Origin of the sequence: Bacteroides celer (genome assembly GCF_002632415.2) — a bacterium.
Classification (GTDB): Bacteria; Bacteroidota; Bacteroidia; order Bacteroidales; family Bacteroidaceae; genus Bacteroides.
Window position 1 is genome coordinate 3,828,224 of the sequence record NZ_CP178209.1, and the last position, 21,509, is coordinate 3,849,732.

17 protein-coding genes are annotated in these 21,509 nt (G+C 42.6%); 7 read left to right on the forward strand and 10 right to left on the reverse strand.

The annotated features are described in order from the left end of the window. Positions 1 to 6: 6 nt before the first annotated feature. The 3 genes from CJF29_RS15675 to CJF29_RS15685 form a co-directional block, all read right to left on the reverse strand. Positions 7 to 1,080, reverse strand: a complete 1,074-nt coding sequence (locus CJF29_RS15675; RefSeq protein WP_004304112.1) for a substrate-binding domain-containing protein — start codon at positions 1,078 to 1,080, stop codon at positions 7 to 9. Between the two features lie 390 nt (positions 1,081 to 1,470). Continuing rightward, the gene (locus CJF29_RS15680) at positions 1,471 to 1,758 is read right to left on the reverse strand and encodes a YtxH domain-containing protein (RefSeq protein WP_004297124.1); all 288 of its coding nucleotides are present in this window, start codon (positions 1,756 to 1,758) and stop codon (positions 1,471 to 1,473) included. Between the two features lie 44 nt (positions 1,759 to 1,802). Next, entirely contained in the window at positions 1,803 to 2,048 is a 246-nt protein-coding gene (locus CJF29_RS15685; RefSeq protein ID WP_004297125.1) for a GlsB/YeaQ/YmgE family stress response membrane protein, read from the reverse strand. Positions 2,049 to 2,255: 207 nt separating this feature from the next. Here CJF29_RS15685 and CJF29_RS15690 point away from each other — a divergent pair, with 207 nt between their 5' ends. Next, on the forward strand, positions 2,256 to 3,473 hold the full coding sequence (locus tag CJF29_RS15690) for an MFS transporter (protein WP_074557974.1): 1,218 nt from the start codon (positions 2,256 to 2,258) through the stop codon (positions 3,471 to 3,473). Between the two features lie 121 nt (positions 3,474 to 3,594). Here CJF29_RS15690 and CJF29_RS15695 read toward each other — a convergent pair whose 3' ends face one another. Beyond that, positions 3,595 to 5,076: a RagB/SusD family nutrient uptake outer membrane protein gene (locus CJF29_RS15695; RefSeq protein ID WP_004311214.1), complete on the reverse strand. Its 1,482-nt coding sequence runs from the start codon at positions 5,074 to 5,076 to the stop codon at positions 3,595 to 3,597. A 14-nt stretch (positions 5,077 to 5,090) separates the two neighbouring features. Further along, on the reverse strand, positions 5,091 to 8,219 hold the full coding sequence (locus tag CJF29_RS15700) for a SusC/RagA family TonB-linked outer membrane protein (protein ID WP_008774623.1): 3,129 nt from the start codon (positions 8,217 to 8,219) through the stop codon (positions 5,091 to 5,093). A gap of 157 nt (positions 8,220 to 8,376) precedes the next feature. On the opposite strand from CJF29_RS15700, the gene CJF29_RS15705 reads away from it, so the two are divergent. From CJF29_RS15705 to bioD, 6 genes are all read left to right on the forward strand, one after another. Then, complete coding sequence (locus tag CJF29_RS15705; RefSeq protein ID WP_004311216.1) at positions 8,377 to 9,486, forward strand: DUF4421 domain-containing protein; 1,110 nt, start codon at positions 8,377 to 8,379, stop codon at positions 9,484 to 9,486. A 92-nt stretch (positions 9,487 to 9,578) separates the two neighbouring features. Beyond that, entirely contained in the window at positions 9,579 to 11,993 is a 2,415-nt protein-coding gene (bioA, locus tag CJF29_RS15710; protein WP_099147198.1) for an adenosylmethionine--8-amino-7-oxononanoate transaminase, read from the forward strand. Between the two features lie 221 nt (positions 11,994 to 12,214). Continuing rightward, the gene (locus CJF29_RS15715) at positions 12,215 to 13,369 is read left to right on the forward strand and encodes an 8-amino-7-oxononanoate synthase (protein WP_004297133.1); all 1,155 of its coding nucleotides are present in this window, start codon (positions 12,215 to 12,217) and stop codon (positions 13,367 to 13,369) included. Further along, positions 13,366 to 14,028: a DUF452 family protein gene (locus tag CJF29_RS15720; protein WP_099147199.1), complete on the forward strand. Its 663-nt coding sequence runs from the start codon at positions 13,366 to 13,368 to the stop codon at positions 14,026 to 14,028. The genes CJF29_RS15715 and CJF29_RS15720 overlap by 4 nt, the downstream gene beginning before the upstream one ends. A 64-nt stretch (positions 14,029 to 14,092) precedes the next feature. Next, the gene (bioC, locus tag CJF29_RS15725; protein ID WP_099147200.1) at positions 14,093 to 14,983 is read left to right on the forward strand and encodes a malonyl-ACP O-methyltransferase BioC; all 891 of its coding nucleotides are present in this window, start codon (positions 14,093 to 14,095) and stop codon (positions 14,981 to 14,983) included. Further along, positions 14,980 to 15,633, forward strand: coding sequence for a dethiobiotin synthase (gene bioD / locus CJF29_RS15730; protein ID WP_004297136.1), 654 nt, complete (start codon positions 14,980 to 14,982; stop codon positions 15,631 to 15,633). Before bioC ends, bioD begins: the two co-directional genes overlap by 4 nt. A 105-nt stretch (positions 15,634 to 15,738) precedes the next feature. Here bioD and CJF29_RS15735 read toward each other — a convergent pair whose 3' ends face one another. From CJF29_RS15735 to accC, 5 genes are all read right to left on the reverse strand, one after another. Further along, on the reverse strand, positions 15,739 to 18,096 hold the full coding sequence (locus CJF29_RS15735; RefSeq protein WP_099147201.1) for a PAS domain-containing protein: 2,358 nt from the start codon (positions 18,094 to 18,096) through the stop codon (positions 15,739 to 15,741). A gap of 88 nt (positions 18,097 to 18,184) precedes the next feature. Further along, the gene (locus CJF29_RS15740) at positions 18,185 to 18,709 is read right to left on the reverse strand and encodes a biotin/lipoyl-containing protein (protein WP_004297139.1); all 525 of its coding nucleotides are present in this window, start codon (positions 18,707 to 18,709) and stop codon (positions 18,185 to 18,187) included. A gap of 29 nt (positions 18,710 to 18,738) precedes the next feature. Further along, complete coding sequence (locus CJF29_RS15745) at positions 18,739 to 19,422, reverse strand: IS630 family transposase (protein WP_141561047.1); 684 nt, start codon at positions 19,420 to 19,422, stop codon at positions 18,739 to 18,741. Beyond that, on the reverse strand, positions 19,338 to 19,751 hold the full coding sequence (locus CJF29_RS15750) for a helix-turn-helix domain-containing protein (RefSeq protein ID WP_099147678.1): 414 nt from the start codon (positions 19,749 to 19,751) through the stop codon (positions 19,338 to 19,340). Before CJF29_RS15750 ends, CJF29_RS15745 begins: the two co-directional genes overlap by 85 nt. Positions 19,752 to 19,855: 104 nt before the next feature. Continuing rightward, on the reverse strand, positions 19,856 to 21,367 hold the full coding sequence (gene accC / locus CJF29_RS15755; RefSeq protein WP_099147609.1) for an acetyl-CoA carboxylase biotin carboxylase subunit: 1,512 nt from the start codon (positions 21,365 to 21,367) through the stop codon (positions 19,856 to 19,858). Between the last annotated feature and the right edge of the window lie 142 nt (positions 21,368 to 21,509).

The window sequence follows — 21,509 nt, forward strand, 5'->3', positions numbered from 1 at the left end:
ATATGTTTATAATTTATTGTTCAGATAATATTTCAGATTCTCTTTGAGAAGAATATCGATAGGCATCAAATTAACCTTTTCACTGCCCTGTTTGAACAACAGATGATTACACAATGATTTAATACCATCATATCCCTGACGCTCCGGACGCTGCGCAATCAATGCGGTTATCACACCTTCGGAAAGCAACTGTGTATTTCTCCCGATAAGGTCATAACCAACCAGTTTAACAGACTGCATTCCTCTCGCTTTCAGGTAATTCCCTAAAATATAACAAGTTGAATTGAAGATAACAGCCCCATTTATATTTGGATTAGCTTCAAATATTTCATCCAGTTTCATGAAGTTATACACTGAATCATTTATTTTCAGCTCCACTTCATGCAGATTTCCATTGAATCCTGTTTGCGTGAGATAATGGCAGAAACCTTCCCGCCTGTTCTTTCCCTGATTAGAGTCATTCTTCCCACTATGAATAATTCGCGCCATCAATATATCGGAAGACGAAGAAAGCCGATCCATCAACAATCTGGCAGCAATCACTCCGGCATCATAAGACTCCGTTCCGAAATAAGCCAGTTGATGTTGCCCTCCAATGTTGGAGTCAACATACACATAAGGTATTTCATTCCTGTCAAGTTCCTGCGAAAGCCGGATAACAGAATCCGTAAACAAAGTCGCAATCAATACACCATCTACTTTCTCATTCAGCAGATTACGGATGATATCATCAAAAGTCTTGTTATTATATTGATCGAAAAAGAGTTTGGTAATGGTGATGTTATACGATTCCATTTCCGACGCTGCTTTATCTATACCTTCCGAAATAGCTTCCCAATACTCTCCCTGAACAAAAGAAGGAGTAATCGCAAGAAGATGATATTGCTTTTTGGAGGCCGCCAATGAACGTGCCATCAGATTGGGCTGGTAATGTACCATCTCCAGAATCGCCTGTACCTTTTTCCTGTTTTCTTCAGATACCCTGCCACGATTATGTATTACACGATCTACCGTGCCAACAGAGACTCCTGCCATCTTGGCAATGTCTACAATCCGAATATTTGAAAACTCTTTATCCATCTATTGATAAGTATCTTGTTTTTCATCGGCAAAAGTAAAATGAATTATTGAATTAAGCAATAGTGTGTGCGCACACACATAACACACAATAAAGAACATACTACTAATAATCAGTAAGTTAACCACAACAGCAAGGAAGTATACATGTTGTTAAACATAAGAAAAAGTAAAGATAGTATAGATAAAAAAGTACTTATCAGATGAGAAACCAGAGGAAAAGTAGCTTTTGATTCTTGAAGGAAGTGAAAATAATGGAGAAGATACACCAATATGTGTTCGTGCACACATCATTCAAATAGTGACTGATAAGGCTAGAAATAAAAGATTAAACGTATATAAAATAAAACAGGTAACCGATTCTATTTAAATCGATTACCCGTTTTGGAATTCTTATTTTCCCCACTTATCTTTTGCTTTTCCGGCCACTTTATCGGCTTCATCTGCTACTTTATCAGCAATTTCCGCACCGGCTTCTACTGCTTTAAGTCCAAGATCCACTGCTTTTCTTTCAGCATGAGCAGCAGCTATTTCAGCATCACGACCTATGCGATGGATAGCATTATAAATTTCACTTTCTAATTGTTTTGCTTTTGCTGTACGTGAAAGACGATAAGCTACTGCGCCAAGGATTGACCCAATTCCGAGTCCAATCCAGAAATTTCCATGTCTACATTCCATAATCAAGTTCTGTTTTTAGGATTAAAAATAAATTATATAAATATCTATTTAGATTTCGAGAATAAAGAAGCAATCCACAATACAAGGATAGCTCCTACGGTGGAAGTTATCAAACTTCCGATCAGTCCTGAAGCTGCCAGTCCGAAAAGGGCAAACACCCAACCGCCCAGTACACCTCCAAGAATACCAAGTAATAAATTTATAACAAGACCAAAACCTCCGCCGCGCATTATTTTACCTGCGAGGAATCCAGCCACAATACCAATAACGATATACCATATAAAGCCCATATAATCCTCCTTTTTTATTTAACAACAGTAGGTATGAAGAATAGTTCAGTCACTCAAAACTGAATTAACGACAATTTACAATCCTTAGTCTTAGAGCTTTATTCCTATCATATTGAATTAATCACAGCAAATATATATTGAGAAACGGGAAGTTTCCGTACCTTTGCAGCCGATTTTTCAGGAACACTTCAATAGTAAATAGGTATTATGGTACAGAATCAGGAACAACCCGTAGGAAAAATTACATTTTCCATTTTGATTGCATTGAGTCTTTCGCATTGCCTCAACGATCTTTTACAGTCGGTGCTATCAGCATCTTATCCTTTATTTAAAGATGATTTAGGACTTAGTTTCGCGCAAATCGGACTTATCACACTAGTTTATCAACTTTCCGCTTCAGTTTTTCAACCGATTACCGGAATTTTCTTTGATAAGCATCCCGTCGCATGGTCATTGCCTATCGGAATGAGCTTTACACTGATTGGTTTGATAAACTTAGCATTCTCTGATAATCTATACTGGATATTAGCCTCCGTATTCTTAATCGGAATTGGCTCTTCCGTACTGCATCCGGAAGCCTCCCGTATCACGTTCCTTGCCTCCGGCGGAAAACGTGGACTGGCACAATCACTCTTTCAGGTAGGTGGCAACTTCGGAGGTTCATTAGGTCCTTTACTGGTTGCTCTATTGGTGGCTCCTTATGGCAGACAACATCTCATCGTATTTGCATTTGTGGCTTTAGCTTCTATCGGAGTGATGTACCCAATTTGCAAATGGTATAAATCATATCTAAACCGGATGAAAGCACAGACTGTCAGTGTTAGAAAACCTGTTCATCTTCCTTTGCCTATGGATAAGACAGCCCTTTCAATCGCGATATTGCTGATTCTGATTTTCTCCAAATATATCTATATGGCAAGTCTCACGAGTTATTATACTTTCTATTTGATTCATAAATTCAATGTAAGTGTACAAGATTCGCAGCTATATTTATTTATCTTTCTGGTAGCTACTGCTATCGGAACATTAATCGGCGGACCTGTCGGTGACCGTATCGGTCGGAAGTATGTGATTTGGGCTTCTATTTTAGGAGCTGCCCCGTTCAGTTTACTAATGCCACATGCTAATTTGATGTGGACTATTATCCTTAGCTTCTGTGTGGGATTGATGCTTTCTTCCGCTTTTCCCGCCATATTGCTTTATGCACAGGAATTGCTTCCTACCAAGCTCGGATTAATATCAGGGTTATTCTTTGGATTTGCATTCGGGGTGGCTGGTGTAGCATCTGCTGTACTCGGTAATTTAGCGGATAAAACGAGTATTGAATATGTATATAATATCTGTGCTTATATGCCGCTACTAGGATTGGTCACATTCTTTTTACCTAATTTGAAGAAGAAAAAAAATAGAATAAGATTAGATTAAATAAAATAGGGTGTGTCACATTTTGCGCTCCCTCTTTTCCAAAGAAAACGACCGGTATGCGTCGTCACGACGTATACCGGTCTACAAGTTAAGGTCAAAGTCAAAAAATTAAGAGAGCTATTTATATGTTAGGGTTAGCGTTAATTTCTTTCTGTGGAATAGCATATAAATAATAGGTGCTATTTACTGTAAACGGTTTACCGTTCGGGAAGTTAAGGAACCAATGTCCCAGAGGATTTCGTTTTTCAAAGCTACCACCCTCCTGCCAGCAATCGACTTCAGTCTTCTGCATCTCATCCGATAAAGCAGCACGTTCTACTGCCTTTTGTGTACGAAGTATATCGGTAATACCAAATCCTTCTCCCCAAAGTTCACGGCGACGTTCCATCAGAATCTCATTGATTACATCTTCCTGTGATTTTCCTGTCACCTCATAATCCCCTACTCCACGGGCATTACGCAATGTATTCAATGGAGCTACAGCCTGTGCCAACGCTACGCCATCACGAACTTTCGCCTCCGCTTCTATCAAATACATTTCAGCAGCACGCATCAAGACCAGATCAGCCGTATCATCTGCACGCATGTGAAATTTCTTATATCCCAAATATCCTTCACGCATCCACTGAAACAAAGGTAAACGAATATCACCTTCGGTAAATGTATCTTTCAGATGGGGATCAGCCATAAAGCTGCTATATGCTCCTACGTATGTTGCATCCAAATAATAGAAATTATAGCTGGCATCCGATTGGGAAGGAATTTGAGGAAATCCCCATATCCATTCTTTATTGGAAATATTATTAAAACCTTCGTACTCGGCTGTAGTTGTCATCAACGTATATCCTGCACGTGCTGCTTCAGCAGCTTTCGCAGCTTCTTCCCACTGTCCTGTCAGCAAGTAAGCACGAGCCAAAAGACCGTTGACTACTGCTACATTTGGTTTGAACTTTTGATTATCACCGCTGCGGACATAGTTTTTCAAATAGTCCTTCGCCAAAGTGAGGTCGTCGAAAATAAGCTGATAAACCTGTGCCACTGTTGATTTTCCTTTCGGTACAGTGGAACTATTGCTAGGTTCGGTATATATAGGAACACACGGAGCATCTTTATCTTTCAAGTAGGTGAATTGATAATGCTGTACCAGGTGCAAATAACAAAAGGCGCGTAATGCCAATGCTTGTCCCTGTGCCTGACGGAGTTCTTCCGAATCCCCCTTGATAGAAATGGCAGTGTTACAATTATCTATCGTTTTATATATCAGATACCAGGCAAACTCTGTTCTACCATTTGAGGATTGCGCTATATCTTTAAACTGATACGAAGAATTGAAACCGTATTTCGGACGGGAAACAACATCACTTGCCATCATGTCGTCCAGACACTGAAGCGCCCGATAACCGATATTGGCATAGGTACTTGAATAATCAAACAGATTATACCAGGCACCATTCACAAGTGCCTCCGCATTTTCGGGTACAGGTACTTTTTCTGAACTTACCGCATCCGTTGGGTCCGTATCCAGAAAACTGCTGCTACAACTCGTTGCCAGGAAAAGTCCGGCAACTGCCGCAAGAATGGATTGAATTTTTATTTTTCTCATAATTTAGTCTGAATTTAGAAAGAAACGTTAATACCTCCGGAGATCGTTCGCATAGCCGGATAACGATAATAAGTAATACCGGTAATTCCCTGTTCTGGGTCTAGTCCCTGATTCCGGTGAATGGTAAACAGATTATCTCCTTGTACATATACCTGCACACTGCTCAATGATAACTTACTAATCCATTGTTTGGGTAAGTTATAGGAAAGAGTCAGATTTTTCAATCGCATATACGAGTTATTCTGCAAGAAACGGGTAGAAGCCGAATTCCAGTCATTAGAGGTAGTACTCAAGGCCGGGACATCTGTATAGCGATTGTCGGGAGTCCATCTTTTTAGAATCTCTGTCGACCAGTCACGTCCTTCCAGACTTCCGTTGTGCAGAATCATTGTTATATCACGATTGTAGATATATCCACCGATACTGTAAGCAAAGATGGCAGAAAGATCAAATCCTTTCCAGGAAAGAGAGGTATTAAATCCACCATACACCTTCGGGAGAGACGATTTATTGATGTAATAATAGTCAGCCGAATCGTAATCGTTTGTTGTCACACGTTTTCCGGTCGGATTCTTATTTGCATCCACCTCATCCTTATACCACAGCGGATCTCCATTTTCCGGATCTACTCCCGCCCACTCTATCATATAGAAATCATACACCGAACGACCTACCTGCAACTTGTTCACACCACTTCGCGGCATATCTTTCAATGGGAGGTCTGTCACCTTATTTTTATAGTGTGTCAAGTTCATACCCAGTTTCCATACCCAACCATTCTGATTGATAATCGTTCCGTTAAGCACCATTTCTATACCTGTATTCTTCAAGGCTCCTACATTCTCGTCAATAGAACCGTATCCCAGGGAAGGAGCTAGCGGACGTGAATAAAGCAGGTCTTTCGAACGACGTGTAAAGAAATCAAACGAACCGGAAAAACGGTTATTGAACAGGGAGAAGTCGATACCTACATTAAAGTTGAGGTTTGTTTCCCATTTCAGATTCGGAGTTGCCATACGGTCGGACACTAACGCATTTTCTCCCAAATTGGAAACAATGGTATAAAGTCCTTTACTTGCATAATAAGTACCCAGGTTGTCATTTCCCTGCGCACCATAGCTCATTTTCAGAGTCAAGGCAGACAACCAGTCGGAAGTACTTGCCATAAACTCTTCCCGGTCGATACGCCAAGAAGTACCCAACGACCAGAAATTTCCCCAGCGGGTCTCCGGCGCAAAACGTGAAGAACCGTCGCGACGATAGGATGCCGAGAAGAAATATTTATTTTGATAGTCGTATAATGCTTGAGTCAGATAACCCACCAACGCATAGTCGATGCGATACCCCGAACCTCCGGTCAACTGTGAACCGACTACCAGCTCCGGCATATCAGGCTGCGCCATTTTGGAACGTGATGCCGTCAGTTCATCGTAGCGGTAAGAATAGGCCTCCACACCGGCAAGAACATTAAAATGATGTTCACCAATTGTCTTGTCATACGTAACAATATTATTCCATGTCCAAGAGAAAGTACGGGTATTCATTCGGCTGACGCCGCCGCCGTTTTCTTTAGCCGGGCCTAACTTCGGATTCGTATAATCCAATGTATTATAATTAATCAAGTCAAAGTTAAAACTTGTCTTGAATTTCAATCCTTCAATAATCGTAGCTTCCAGAAAAGTACGACCGGAGACTTCATCTTTCATTCGTTCCGATTTATCCAAAGGCAAAGTAGCCGGAAGGTTCCAGTTTGCCATCGAACCGGAAGGACGATAGGAACCGAAGTCATAAATACGGTCTCCACTCTCATCCAATTTGTAGCTACCATCCGTATTCATTTCATAAATGGGATAGAATCCCGGCATGGTACGTCCTGCGGTAATCACATTACTGGTTTTGGAGTCGGATGAAACTGGATAGTTCTGCATGGAATGTGCGAAACTCAAATTGACGCCTCCTTTCAACCAGGAAGTCATCTCGCTGGTGATATTGGAACGGAGATTGAAACGCTGGTAACCGGATTCGAGTGCAATACCTTTATCATTCAGGTATCCGGCAGAAAAGAAATACTGATTCGCTTTTCCACCTCCGGAAACACTTAGATTTAACTCTGTGCGAAGTGCCTGTTGCTCCATGGCGTCACTCCAGTCAGAATTCCATAACGGACGGGCACCTGCCACCAGCTTTCCATCTGTACCGACCGGTTGCGCATATTGAGGACCATAGGGGTTCGGGCCACCTCCCATTAATTTCGTTACCAAGTCTTTGGATGCTTGCGTGGCGGCAGTTGCCGGAGTATAATCCGCACTCTTGGCATACTGATTGCGAAGTGCTTCCCAATATAATTCAAAATATTGGTCGGTACTGACACGATCATAATCACGCACGGCACGGTTGGAACCTCCTAAGGAAGCTTTCACCTTTACCGTTGCTTTGGTATTTTGATCTCCCTGCTTGGTGGTGATAATAATCACTCCATTCGCACCACGGGAACCGTACAAAGCAGCAGAGGCCGCATCTTTCAATACTGTCATCGAAGATATGTCATCCGGATTGATAGAGTTCACACTACCATCAAACGGTACACCGTCCACTACATAAAGCGGAGCGCTGGAAGCGTTGATAGACCCGATACCACGAATACGGATTTCCGCATCCGTACCCGGCTGCCCACTTGCCGCACTTGCCTGTACTCCGGATACCGTACCCTCTAATACACGTGATATGCTGGAAGTCTGTAACTTTTCAATCTCACCTGCTTTCATCGTCGAAGCTGCTCCGGTAAAACTATACTTTTTAGCGGTAGCATAAGCTACTACCATTACTTCTTCCAGTTCCTTACTTTCCGATTCCAACGTGACATTAATCACACTCCGGTTATTCACCGGTTGTTCTACTGTTCTCATTCCTACAAAACGGAACACTAAAGTACCGGTAGCAGGAACCTCAATCGAATACTTTCCATCAATATCGGTAATGGTGCCGGAAGATGCTCCTTTCAATTGTACGGAGACACCAGGCAAAGGTTCTCCTTCAGAAGTCACCGTGCCTGTCACGCGTTTCTCCTGCTGTGCTTCCGCATATACTATATTTCCTACAAAAAGCAGAAGAGACACGACTAATAAACGTAAATAGATTCTCATAATTTTGTGGCTTAAGATTTATTTGCTTGTTGTAACTAACAGTACATTGAACTTTTTTGTTTAGGAAACGAAACATTTTTTAGAAGATTGCTAGTATAAATCAACGAAAGATAGTACATTCGTGAAACTAAAAATATCTATACCAACAAAGAACCACATGGGGAAACGGGTTATTCTATATCTTTTTCTGTTATTTTCACTGTCCTTACAGGCGCAGACTGAAGAGAAAGTCTCTTTAGGCAACGATAGTACAGAAGTAGATTCCACAACAACCACCAAGCCAAGTGCTTTTAAAAGAGCGATCAAGAAGTTTATGAACTTCAGTGATTTCGATACGCTCTATATCAGTCCCAACCGTTATAACTATGCGCTGATGGTTACTCATTTCAGCAACTTTGAGTATTATTCTATCACCAGTGAATTGCCGCAGCCACAGAAACTTAGTTTTTCTCCCAACCCGCACAACAAGATAGGATTGTATTTCGGCTGGCGATGGATTTTCCTGGGATGGTCTGTAGATGTGAACGATATTTTCAAAAAAGGTACCCGAAAGAACAGAGGAACAGAATTCGATCTTAGCCTATACAGTTCCAAACTGGGTGTGGATATCTTCTATCGCCGCACTGGTAATGATTACAAAATACATAAAATCAGAGGATTTTCAGACGATATCCCCTCTAACTATTCCGAAGATTTCAGCGGAATAAAGGTAGATATCAAAGGACTGAATCTATATTATATCTTCAATAACCGTAAATTCTCCTATCCTGCCGCATTCAGTCAGTCCACTAATCAACGACGCAATGCAGGTACATTTATTGCAGGTTTTTCCATTTCAAAGCATCATCTCGACTTCGACTATACAGCACTTCCGGGATTTATCCAGGAGGCGATGAATCCTGCCATGAAAGTCAAGAATATTAAATACACCAATGCCAATATCAGTTTCGGCTACGCCTACAACTGGGTCTTTACCCGCAACTGTCTGGCATGCCTGTCTCTCACCCCTGCCATTGCCTACAAAGCTTCCGATGTGGACGCAGAAACAAATGAAGCAAAAGCATGGTACGGTAAATTCAATCTGGATTTTCTGGTTCGGGCAGGGATTGTCTACAACACAGGCAAGTATTACGTAGGTACTTCTTTTGTTGGAAAAAACTACAATTATCATCGCAACAATTTCTCTGTCGACAATGGATTCGGTACTCTCCAAATATATGCCGGATTCAACTTCAACACCCGCAAAGAATACAGGAAAAAGAAATAATTCCACAGAAACTAGAAATCATCAACTTGCTTGCTTATCCAAAGAATCTTTGTACATTTGCCACGTTCTAACGAACAAAAGTAAAAAAATCAATGAAGCAACAACGCCACATACAGACCACACGCACTCTTCTTTCCCGCTTTCGCTACTGGGGAAGAAAGAACTATGCTGCCTTTGCAAGTATGGGACGCGAATTCCAAATCGGTCATCTGCATACCAATGTAGTAGACGTTGCTCTTCGTAAGCAGAATGCTGCACAAACTATCCCTTATCATACATTTATGACACTTCAGGAAATCAAAGACCAAGTGTTGGCGGGTATCGACATATCACCCGACCAAGCAGCTTGGCTAGCCAACATGGCTGACAGCGAGGCGCTTTATGCCGCCGCGCATGAGATTACCGTCGCACGTGCTTCGCACGAATTCGACATGTGTTCCATCATCAACGCCAAGTCCGGCCGATGCCCGGAAAACTGCAAATGGTGTGCACAATCCTCCCACTACCAGACCAAAGCCGAGATTTACGATCTCCTCCCCGCTGAAGAATGTCTCCGACAGGCCCAATACAACGAAGCCCAGGACGTCAACCGATTCTCCCTCGTTACCAGCGGACGAAAACCATCTCCCAAACAGATTACCCAACTTTGCGATACAGTCCGTTATATGCGTCGACATTCGTCGATTCAACTTTGTGCTTCTCTTGGACTGCTCAATGAAGAGGAATTGCGTTCCCTGCATGAAGCAGGAATCACCCGTTATCACTGTAATCTGGAAACTGCCCCGTCTTATTTTTCCAAACTCTGCTCTACGCATACGCAAGAACAGAAACTGGCTACTCTCGATGCAGCCCGTCGTGTAGGCATGGATATCTGTTGCGGAGGTATCATCGGCATGGGAGAAACGATGGAACAACGGATTGAATTTGCTTTCACATTGGCAGAACTGAATGTTCAATCCATACCTATCAACCTGCTTAGTCCGATTCCGGGAACTCCACTGGAAAACGAGCAGCCTCTAAGCGAAGAAGAAATACTTAAAACCATCGCACTCTTTCGTTTTATCAATCCGACCGCTTTTCTGCGTTTTGCCGGAGGACGTTCACAACTTTCTTCCGAAGCGATGCACAAGGCATTATATATCGGAATTAACTCGGCTATCGTAGGCGACCTATTGACAACACTCGGCTCCAAAGTATCGGAAGACAAAAAGATGATTCAGGAAGAAGGCTATCATTTCGCCGATTCCCAATTTGATCGCGAGCACATCTGGCATCCGTATACTTCGACTACCGATCCGCTTCCTGTCTACAAAGTAAAACGGGCAGACGGCGCTACCATTACCCTCGAAGACGGACGAACGCTCATTGACGGAATGTCTTCCTGGTGGTGTGCAGTGCATGGATATAATCATCCGGTATTAAATCAGGCGGCAAAAGAACAATTAGATAAAATGTCTCATGTCATGTTCGGAGGACTGACGCATGATCCGGCCATTGAACTGGGGAAACTGTTATTGCCTTTGGTTCCTTCCTCCATGCAGAAAATATTCTATGCTGACTCCGGTTCGGTAGCCGTAGAAGTGGCACTGAAAATGGCTGTACAATATTGGTATGCAGCAGGAAAACCGGAAAAGAACAATTTCGTGACTATCCGTTCCGGCTATCACGGTGATACGTGGAATGCCATGTCTGTATGTGATCCGGTGACGGGTATGCACAGTCTTTTCGGTTCGGCATTGCCTGTACGTTATTTTGTCCCGTCCCCCACTTCCCGGTTCGACGGAGAATGGAATCCGAAAGATATACTACCTCTACAAAAGATGATTGAAAAACATTCAAAAGAGTTGGCGGCGCTTATTCTGGAACCGGTGGTACAGGGAGCAGGCGGGATGTGGTTTTATCATCCGCAGTACCTACGTGAAGCAGAAAAGCTTTGCCGGAAGCACGATATTCTTCTTATTTTCGATGAGATAGCAACGGGATTCGGACGAACCGGTAAACTTTTTGCTTGGGAACATGCCGGAGTAGAACCGGATATAATGTGTATCGGTAAAGCACTGACCGGAGGATATATGACACTTTCTGCTGTATTGACCAGCAACCGGATAGCAGATACAATCTCTAACCACGCACCGGGAGCTTTTATGCACGGACCTACATTTATGGGGAATCCACTTGCGTGTGCAGTGGCTTGCGCTTCCGTTCGCCTGCTGCTCGAATCCGGTTGGCAAGAGAATGTGAAGCGAATCGAAACTCAACTGAAAGAAGAACTGGCTCCTGCACGGGAATTTCCGGAAGTGGCTGATGTACGAATACTCGGAGCCATCGGAGTCATTGAGATGAAACGTCCGGTAAATATGGCCTATATGCAACGAAGATTTGTGGAAGAAAGAATCTGGGTACGTCCCTTTGGCAAGCTGGTATATCTGATGCCGCCTTTCATCATCACTTCGGAACAATTAAGCGAACTGACTTCCGGCTTACTTAAAGTTATTCAAAAAAGATGACAGATAAGAAGAATATTACCAGATTTTCACCCAAGAATCTGTTCCTCGGTGAGCAAAAGGGTGTTCCTCGGTGAGGAACGGGCCTTTCCTCACCGAGGAAGGATGCCTTGGTCGGTGAGAAACTTTCGGGATACTTCTTTAGACAATAAACATCTTATAGACAACTGATTACGCTTTCAACCATCCATATATCGAATACTTATTACTTAAAACAATAATTCATGACATTAGAACATATAAACCAGGAACTCCAGACCTTGAAAGAGAAAAAGAACTACCGTTCTCTCCCACCGCTTATTCACGAAGGACGAGATGTTCTGCTGAACGGACAACGAATGTTGAACCTATCTTCTAATGATTATCTCGGGCTGTCCAATGACATTTCATTGAGGAAGGAATTCTTAAAAACACTCACCCCTGAAACATTCCTGCCTACTTCCTCCTCTTCCCGGTTACTGACCGGCAATTTTAGTGACTATCAGAAGTTGGAGCAACAGCTAGCCACGATGTTCGGAACGGAAAGTGCACTTATATTCAATAGTGGTTATCATGCCAATACAGGAATACTTCCTGCCATTTGCAATACTCACACACTGATTCTTGCCGACAAGCTAGTGCATGCAAGCCTGATAGACGGAATTAAATTATCATCAGCTAAATGTATTCGGTATCGTCACAATGATATTTCCCAGTTGCAACGACTGATTGCTGAAAATCATAACGCTTATGAGCAGCTTATTATTGTTACCGAAAGTATCTTCAGCATGGATGGCGATGAAGCTGATCTTCCCGCTCTCATTCAACTCAAAAAGAGTTATTCCAATGTTCTTCTTTATGTAGATGAGGCTCATGCTTTTGGTGTACGAGGAAAAAAAGGATTAGGATGTGCCGAAGAACAGGACTGTATCAACGATATAGACTTTTTAGTAGGAACATTCGGAAAAGCCATTGCTTCGGCAGGTGCCTATATTGTCTGTCGGCAACTCATTCGGGAATATCTTATTAATAAAATGCGCACGTTTATATTCACCACCGCACTTCCTCCTATCAATATCCAGTGGACTTCGTGGATGTTAGAACGCCTTTCAGCTTTACAACATAAGAGGGCTCACCTGCTACAAATCAGTGAAAAGCTAAAGGTAGCCCTTACAGCCAAAGGATATAATTGCCCATCGGTGAGCCATATTGTACCTATGATTATAGGAGCCAGTGAAGATACCATATTGAAAGCAGAAGAACTCCAGCGCAAAGGATTCTATGCATTGCCCGTCCGTCCGCCTACCGTACCCGACGGAACTTCACGTATCCGTTTTTCACTGACAGCGGACATCACTGAACATGAAATTGACCAACTCATCAAATTGATAAACGAATGAAGCAGCATTTTATCATAAAGAATAATCAGAAGCATCTATTGCTTTTCTTCGCCGGTTGGGGGATGGACGAAACTCCTTTCCTGACCATTCATCCTACAGATAAGGACTGGATGATTTGCTATGATTACCGTTCATTAGCATTTGATACCGACTTATTAGAAACCTATTCCCAGATTACACTTATCGCCTGGTCGATGGGAGTCTGGGCAGCTTCGCAAATCATGAAGCAGTACCCACATCTGCCTGTCTCCCAAAGTATCGCCATCAACGGCACCCTCTACCCCATACACGAAACCAAAGGTATCGCTCACTCTATTTTCGATGGCACACTTCAAGGGCTGAATGAACAAACCTTGCAAAAATTTCAAAGAAGAATGTGTGGTTCAATAGCTGACTATAAAACTTTTCAAACCATATCCCCCCAGCGTCCGATGGAAGAACTCAAAGAAGAACTTGCCGCTATACAACAACAATATTTATCATTGCCGCCCTCTGATTTTAAATGGCAAAAAGCTATCATAGGAAAAGGCGACCACATTTTCCTCCCGGATAACCAATATTTGGCATGGGAAAACCAAGTGGACTCTCTTGAACAAGTGGAAGCGGCACATTACCAACAAGAGCTTTTTAACACGATACTCATGCAGCCGGAGAACTGATGCATCCATCATTTTAAAATAAAGTGATTATCAAGTATATCAGCCTATTAAATAAATATTGATTATGAATAAACGACTAATCGCAGAACGTTTTTCAAAAGCTATCACTACCTATCCAAAGGAAGCAAACGTGCAACGGCAAATAGCAGGTAAAATGATTCGTTTGCTTACAGAACACATACCTTCTCCCTGTTCGAAAGTAATTGAATTTGGCTGCGGAACCGGTATTTACTCCCGTATGCTGCTCCAAGCCCTCCGTCCGGAAGAGTTATTACTTAATGACCTTTGCCCCGATATGAAATATTGCTGTGAGGACTTATTAATGAAGAAGCAGGTTTCTTTTCTTCCGGGAGATGCCGAAACAGTCTCTTTCCCCACCGAAAGTACATTGATAACTTCCTGCTCCGCCTTGCAATGGTTCGAATCACCAGAAAACTTTTTCGAAAGGTGTAATACCCTACTCAATAATCAGGGTTATTTTGCTTTTAGCACTTTTGGAAAAGAAAACATGAAAGAAATACGCGAACTTACCGGCAACGGACTTCCTTATCGTTCACGGGAAGAGCTCGAAGTAGCTTTGTCACCCCATTTTGACATACTGTATTCAGAAGAAGAGCTTATCCCGCTTTCGTTCGAAGACCCGATAAAAGTACTATATCACTTGAAGCAAACCGGAGTCAATGGCTTATCAACGCAATCCTCTCCTACCGGAAAACAAGAGAACGATTTGTGTTCATCAGACAACAATTCAAAGAATAATTCAAGAACTAATTCTAAGAACAATTCTAAGAACAATTCTAAGAACAATTCTAAGAACAATCTCCCCCAACAACAGTGGACTCGTCGTGACTTGCAACTCTTCTGTGAACGTTACACGCAGGAATTTACTCAGGGCACTTCTGTGTCCTTAACATATCACCCTATTTATATCATCGCAAAAAAGAAAAAAGTATGAAACAGAATGTATATTTCGTAAGCGGTATCGACACTGATGCCGGAAAAAGCTATGCCACCGGCTTTCTAGCTCGTGAATGGAACAAGAACGGGCATCGCACCATCACCCAGAAATTTATTCAAACGGGAAATGTAGGTCATTCCGAAGATATTGACCTACATCGGCAAATCATGGGAATCCCTTTCACCAAAGAAGACCAAGAGGGACTAACCATGCCGGAGATTTTCTCTTATCCCGCCTCTCCGCATCTTGCTTCCCAGCTGGATAACCGCCCCATCGACTTTGATAAAATAAAACGTGCGACCGAAGAATTGAGTGAACGGTATGACTCTGTTTTACTTGAAGGAGCAGGCGGCCTTATGGTTCCCCTGACAACTGAACTTTTAACCATTGACTACATCGTCCAAGAAAAATATCCGCTTATCTTTGTTACTTCGGGCAAACTGGGGAGTATCAATCATACCCTGCTTAGTCTCGAAGCAATACAAAAACGCGGCATTGTACTAGATACCGTATTATATAATTTATATCCTACCGTAGAAGACAAGACGATTCAGAATGATACAATGGAATTTATCCGGACCTGGCTGAAAAAGTATTTTCCGGAAACGAAGTTTATACTGGTTCCGGAAATAAAAAAGAATCTATAGAAAAGTAATCACCGACTACTTTCACTCAACAACAATCGTACTCTTTTGTGGATTATGGCTATCATAAGTAACTTTCACCGGATACATATAGCCATAATCCTTTTTTTAAACAGTAGTCGAATATTTATCTAAAGCCTTTCTCAATGTTCTTTCCGAAATCGGTTTGGTCACAAAGTCATTACAACCCATCTCCAATGCCAATTCTTTATCCGCCTCAAAAGCATAAGCCGTCAAAGCAATGATTGGAATTTCTTTAGAATAAGAGCGGATAATATGGGTTGCTTCCAGTCCATCCATACGCGGCATTTTTACATCCATCAGGATTAAGTCCGGTTGGTACTGCTTATACATTTCGATAGCTTCCACTCCGTCTTTAGCCCAAAGCAATGTATATTCCCTGCCAATCAGATTCTTCAGCAAGATAAAATTGCTCTCCACATCTTCTGCTACCAGAATCTTCTTAATCTGTTGTACACGATTGACTGTATTTCCTTTAGATACCACTTTCGACTCTTTAAAGAATTTACCATGCTCTCCGGTTTCTTCATAAGGGATCGTGAAATAGAATGTGGAGCCTTTACCCAGTTCGGAAGTCACCCCTATTTCTCCACCGATTTTTTCGATAATCATCCGACAGATAGACAGACCTAATCCTGTCCCTTGGGCAAAAGAGTTCAGTTTGACAAAACGCTCGAAGATATGATCTACCTTTTCCGGTTCTATCCCTATTCCTGTATCCTTTACATACACACGAATATCTTTATCCATTCGTCCAAAACCAAAACGGATCTCTCCTTCATAGGTAAACTTACTTGCATTAGTCAGGAAATTCGTTATCACCTGCATGATACGGTTCTGATCTCCCTCCATGAGCAAATCCTCCTCCTCATTATCAAAGACAAGAGTTACCCCTTCTTTCACACGTTCTTTATGAACAGTATAAATTGTTCGGCAGACCTCTCCCAGATTCATTGGACGTTTGATATATTCCAGTGTCCCGGCTTCTATCTTCGATAAATCCAGAATATCATTAATCAATTGCAACAAAATATCCGAATTCTGATTGATTATATCCGAATAGAGTTTTTTCTCTTCAGCAGTTTCGGCAGAAGGCAATAACTGGGAGAATCCTACAATAGCATTCAGCGGAGTCCGGATCTCATGGCTCATGTTAGCAAGGAAAGCGCTTTTCAATCTGTCGGATTGCTCCGCTTTAATCCTTGCCCTAATCAGTTCCTGCTCAATATTCTGAAGATTAGTAATATCCCATGAAATGCCAATCAGCAACGGTTTACGTCCCTCCATCGGTACAAGTGCTTTCAAAGTCTGCACGATACGCGCTTCTCCATTAGCGGACAAATAAGTTTCCTGCATATCAATGCGCTTATGAGTCTGAAGTAATTCTAAATCATCTTTACGGAATTTCTCCGCATCTCCATGCACCGGAAATATTTCATAATCCGTATGCCCGATAGCTTTAGACGCCGGAATACCTGAATGATCGGCAAATGCCTTATTCCAATACAAATATCTAAAATCATCTTCCGGGTCCTTCACACACAAATAGACCGGAATATTATTTAAAATACCATCCAACAATAAATTCAGTTCACGGAGTTCATCGCGTTTCTTGATAACATCGGTAATGTCCTGCATAAAGAACCAGGTGAGTTCCTGATTATTTTCACGAATCAGGAAAGTAGATACCTGATGTACTCTCTCCTTCGTATGCCCGTAAGGTATATAAGCCGCCCGATAAGCCAGACTTCCTTCATGATCGCGTATCACCTGGAGCTTTTGTTCCCATGCCTCCTTGTCGGTCATAGAGACACGCAAATCATATATTTTTTGTGTACCCAACTCCTGCGTTACACCGTATTCTTCTATAAATTGCTTATTTGCATAAACCAGCGTTCCATCTTCCGCCACAGCAAGAATACTGTCACTCACCTTATCAAGCACACTTTTAAAAACTTCCAATTGTCTTTGGGTAGCCACTCGTTCCGTTATGTCACGACACATAATCAGCACGTATTCCTCATCCAACGGAAAAATACGGTTCTCGTAATAATGGCGTTCACCATTAAAATCCAGTTCGTGATGTGCAGTTGAAACAGTTCCGGTGGTGATAGCCTGACGCATATTGGAGTGAATATTCTGATACGCTTCCGGTGGAACCATATCCTGCATGCGCATCCCTCTAAAATCCTTGTTTGATATTCCTACATGGTTGGTTTCTTCATTGGAAACAACTTCAATGCCTACCTCACTCTGATTGAAGACAGTCAGCATATCGGGAAGAGAGTCTAGTATTCTAACAGCATATTTCTCTTTAAAACTAACAGGACGATCGCTATGCTTCTCATCCCTAAGAACAGAAAGTTCTTTTCTAAGCTGCTCGTTTTCTTTTTTAAGTGCTTCTAACTGTTCTAGTAATGCTTCTTTGCTTTGTTCGATGCTCATGATGTAACGGGGTAAATACGTACTTATCTGCCAAAAGTAAATATTTTTTTGAATAAAAGCATGTATTTACCCCGTTTTTTTCAAAGAATTACTCAATTACCATAATCCTGTCGTTCAATCCCACCTTCATGCCATCTTCCACGAATACTTCTTTCACAACTCCATCCGTCACCGAACGTATCTCATTCTCCATTTTCATCGCCACCAATACACAAAGCGGATCACCCCGCTTCACGAGATCTCCCTTCTTTACATACGTCTTCAGGATAACTCCCGGCATCGGTGCCTGTACCACCTGACGCCCTACGGATTCAGCAGCAGTGCGGGCATTATGTATCTTCTCCATTTCTCCCTGCAATTCAATCTGATAAAGCTCCCCTTTATTCATAATCGTATACGAATTATTGGAAGAAGGAGAAATCTGCACTCCATGCGAATGATGATCGATGATGATCGAATGGATAGAGTCGCCACCCATGTTATAATCGACCTCATATATCTTACCATTGACTGCAATCTTCTTGATTGGTCCGTCCTCCAGAATCTCCACCTTATATTCACTGTCCGGCATATCCTGGAGCTTGGCGTAATATGTAGCTAATGTTGTACCCATAACCAATTCCGTTAAGTAACTAATCAAAATTAAGCAGCATAATGACTAAAGTTAATATTCAGTTGTGTTCCTATCGCCGCCAAAGCCCTATTTGTGGCATAAAACAGCGATTCTGTAGTGACATAATCTTGCGGTCGGAGCCATTTCCCTTTCATAATACGCCAAAGGGTCTCCACAATGTTCAAATGAGGAGAGTATGGGGGAATGTAGAAAAGAAAAAGTCCCCGTTTTTCCCATATTGGACGCATTCGCTTTATTTTCTCATTACGGTGTACACTTGCATTGTCAAGCACAACAAATGTCTTTCTGTTGAGCTTGAAAGAGAACCTGTCGAGGAAATCCACGACTTTCTCTGCATCAACAGAATCGCAGGTGCAGAAACCTTCAAAGCGGTTATTCCTGTCAATCATACCAAAGATGTTGAGCCGTTTGGCTTTTTCGACAGGAATGTAAACGTCTTCTCCGGAAAACTGCCACCCGTAAGGGACATAGCCTTCCGTGCAGATATGAGATTCGTCACCATAGAAGAGGTCGATGGAGCCTTTTTCAAAAAGTACTTCAAGTTCTTGCAGCTTCTCGGTCTTATACGCATAGAGCTGCGGCGAGGGCTTACCCTTAGGACGTTTTCTTATACGTCTATATCTTGCGCCAATGCGGATAAAAAACGTTTGAACGTCGATTCGCTCGCTTCCTTGCCCGAAGCATTCTGCCAGGCTTCTTTGGCTGCACGCACACTCTGTCGGTCCGACTCGATGGCTTTGCGCACAGCTTCCTCGTCCGAACAGTCCATGATGGCTTTGCGACCTTGTCCCGGACGTGTATATAATCCTTGGATTCCTTGGTTTTCGAAACGTTTGACCCAACTGCCAACGGTTTGGGCGGTCATTTCCGTTTGTGCTCCCACTTGGGGCGCACTCAAGCCCTCTGCTTTGAGCAATATGGCGCGGCAACGCATACGAAAACAATGGCTTTCGCCTGTACGGAAACCGGTGGTAAGTTCCCGACGTTCGGAATCGCTCAACGTCAATTTCTTGATTTTCATTTGTCTTGCGGTTTGGTTCGAGACAAAGATAATGCAATTTCGACATATGTGAAATAATTATGAATAACTACTTATTTTTTAATTTTTAATTCTCAATTTTCAATTTAATAATTATTAGCAGTCATCTGCAATTTACCGTAATACTTCCAGAGCGATTCGCCTACTACCGGAAGCGTAGTGGCACGGGAAGCCGCTTCTTTCTCCCTCTCGTAGTGTCTCACTGCGGCAGCAATGACAGCCACTGTCGGATCGGTATTCTGACGACGTTTCAGGTCTTCCTTATCAAAACGCGTATCGATAAATGTCGTATCGTATTCACCTTTCAGGAAAGCCGCATTCTTCAATACACGTTGATGGAAAGGAATCGTCGTTTTGATTCCCAGAATCTTATACTCGCGCAGAGCACGTGCCATATTAGAAATGGCCGAAGCACGGGTACGTCCCCAACAACAAAGCTTTGCAATCATCGGGTCATAATGCAAAGAGACTTCAAATCCCGCATAAGCGGCACTGTCAAGACGCAGGTTACGTCCCTCGGGAGCTTCACGAACAGTAATCACACCGGGAGAAGGCATGAAGTTATTCTCCGGATCTTCGGCATAAATACGACATTCGATCGCTGCTCCGCTAAACTGTATATCATCCTGCTTATAAGGCAACGAATTTCCGGCAGCAACAGTAATCATATCCCGTACCAGGTCAACGCCTGTGCACTCCTCCGTCACAGGATGCTCCACCTGCAAACGGGTATTCATCTCAAGAAAGTAGAAATTCTGATCTTTATCCATCATAAACTCCAATGTCCCGGCACTGTAATAACCTATTTTCTTACAGGCTTCCACAGCTACCTTCAACATCTTCTTTCTCGTCTCTTCTTTCACAAAAGGAGAAGGACTTTCTTCTATCACCTTTTGGTTACGACGCTGGATGGAACATTCACGTTCATACAGATGAACGACATTTCCATACTTGTCTCCCATGATCTGAACTTCGATATGATGCGGATTCTCAATATATTTTTCAATATAAACCGCATCATTGCCAAAGGAGGTCCCTGCTTCGGATTGTGACAAACGGAGAGCTGTTTCCACCTCTTCTTCCGTACGTACCAGACGCATCCCCTTGCCTCCACCTCCCGCAAGTGCTTTCAACATAATGGGGTAGCCGACTTCATTAGCGACCTTCTTCACCTCATCAATGCCCTGTACGGGCGTTTCGGTTCCGGGCACAATGGGTAATCCTGCTTCACGCATAATCTTACGGGCTTCCGTCTTGATTCCCATTTTGGAAATAATATCCGCACTCGGTCCGATAAAAATCACTCCCTCTTCTTCACAACGACGGGCAAAATCCGCATTCTCTGACAGGAAACCGTATCCCGGATGAATAGCGGCTCCGGTCTTTTTGGCAATGGACAATATCAATTCCGGCTTCAAGTAAGAGGTATCTTCCGGCGAATTGGAAATGCAATAGGCTTCTTCTGCATAACGGACATGCAAAGCCCCGCGATCTACATGGGTATAAACAGCCACTGTCGAGATATTCATCACCCGGCAAGTGCGGAAGATACGCATCGCTATCTCACCCCGGTTGGCTACTAATATTTTCTTTATCATAATCTTTTTCTTTTTAGAAATAAAAACTTAAAAGAGCAATCAAATAATATTAGGCACGGATTACGCGGATTACACTGCTTGCAGAATAAAGGTTACCACATAAAGCAACCGTGAAATCCGCGTAATCCGTGCCTAAATTCAA

Excerpts from the sequence above, each read along its gene's own strand:
- CJF29_RS15675 (WP_004304112.1), bottom strand. The coding sequence starts at position 1,080 with ATGGATAAAGAGTTTTCAAATATTCGGATTGTAGACATTGCCAAGATG.
- CJF29_RS15680 (WP_004297124.1), bottom strand. The coding sequence starts at position 1,758 with ATGGAATGTAGACATGGAAATTTCTGGATTGGACTCGGAATTGGGTCA.
- CJF29_RS15685 (WP_004297125.1), bottom strand. The coding sequence starts at position 2,048 with ATGGGCTTTATATGGTATATCGTTATTGGTATTGTGGCTGGATTCCTC.
- CJF29_RS15690 (WP_074557974.1), top strand. The coding sequence starts at position 2,256 with ATGGTACAGAATCAGGAACAACCCGTAGGAAAAATTACATTTTCCATT.
- CJF29_RS15695 (WP_004311214.1), bottom strand. The coding sequence starts at position 5,076 with ATGAGAAAAATAAAAATTCAATCCATTCTTGCGGCAGTTGCCGGACTT.
- CJF29_RS15700 (WP_008774623.1), bottom strand. The coding sequence starts at position 8,219 with ATGAGAATCTATTTACGTTTATTAGTCGTGTCTCTTCTGCTTTTTGTA.
- CJF29_RS15705 (WP_004311216.1), top strand. The coding sequence starts at position 8,377 with ATGGGGAAACGGGTTATTCTATATCTTTTTCTGTTATTTTCACTGTCC.
- bioA (WP_099147198.1), top strand. The coding sequence starts at position 9,579 with ATGAAGCAACAACGCCACATACAGACCACACGCACTCTTCTTTCCCGC.
- CJF29_RS15715 (WP_004297133.1), top strand. The coding sequence starts at position 12,215 with ATGACATTAGAACATATAAACCAGGAACTCCAGACCTTGAAAGAGAAA.
- CJF29_RS15720 (WP_099147199.1), top strand. The coding sequence starts at position 13,366 with ATGAAGCAGCATTTTATCATAAAGAATAATCAGAAGCATCTATTGCTT.
- bioC (WP_099147200.1), top strand. The coding sequence starts at position 14,093 with ATGAATAAACGACTAATCGCAGAACGTTTTTCAAAAGCTATCACTACC.
- bioD (WP_004297136.1), top strand. The coding sequence starts at position 14,980 with ATGAAACAGAATGTATATTTCGTAAGCGGTATCGACACTGATGCCGGA.
- CJF29_RS15735 (WP_099147201.1), bottom strand. The coding sequence starts at position 18,096 with ATGAGCATCGAACAAAGCAAAGAAGCATTACTAGAACAGTTAGAAGCA.
- CJF29_RS15740 (WP_004297139.1), bottom strand. The coding sequence starts at position 18,709 with ATGGGTACAACATTAGCTACATATTACGCCAAGCTCCAGGATATGCCG.
- CJF29_RS15750 (WP_099147678.1), bottom strand. The coding sequence starts at position 19,751 with ATGAAAATCAAGAAATTGACGTTGAGCGATTCCGAACGTCGGGAACTT.
- accC (WP_099147609.1), bottom strand. The coding sequence starts at position 21,367 with ATGATAAAGAAAATATTAGTAGCCAACCGGGGTGAGATAGCGATGCGT.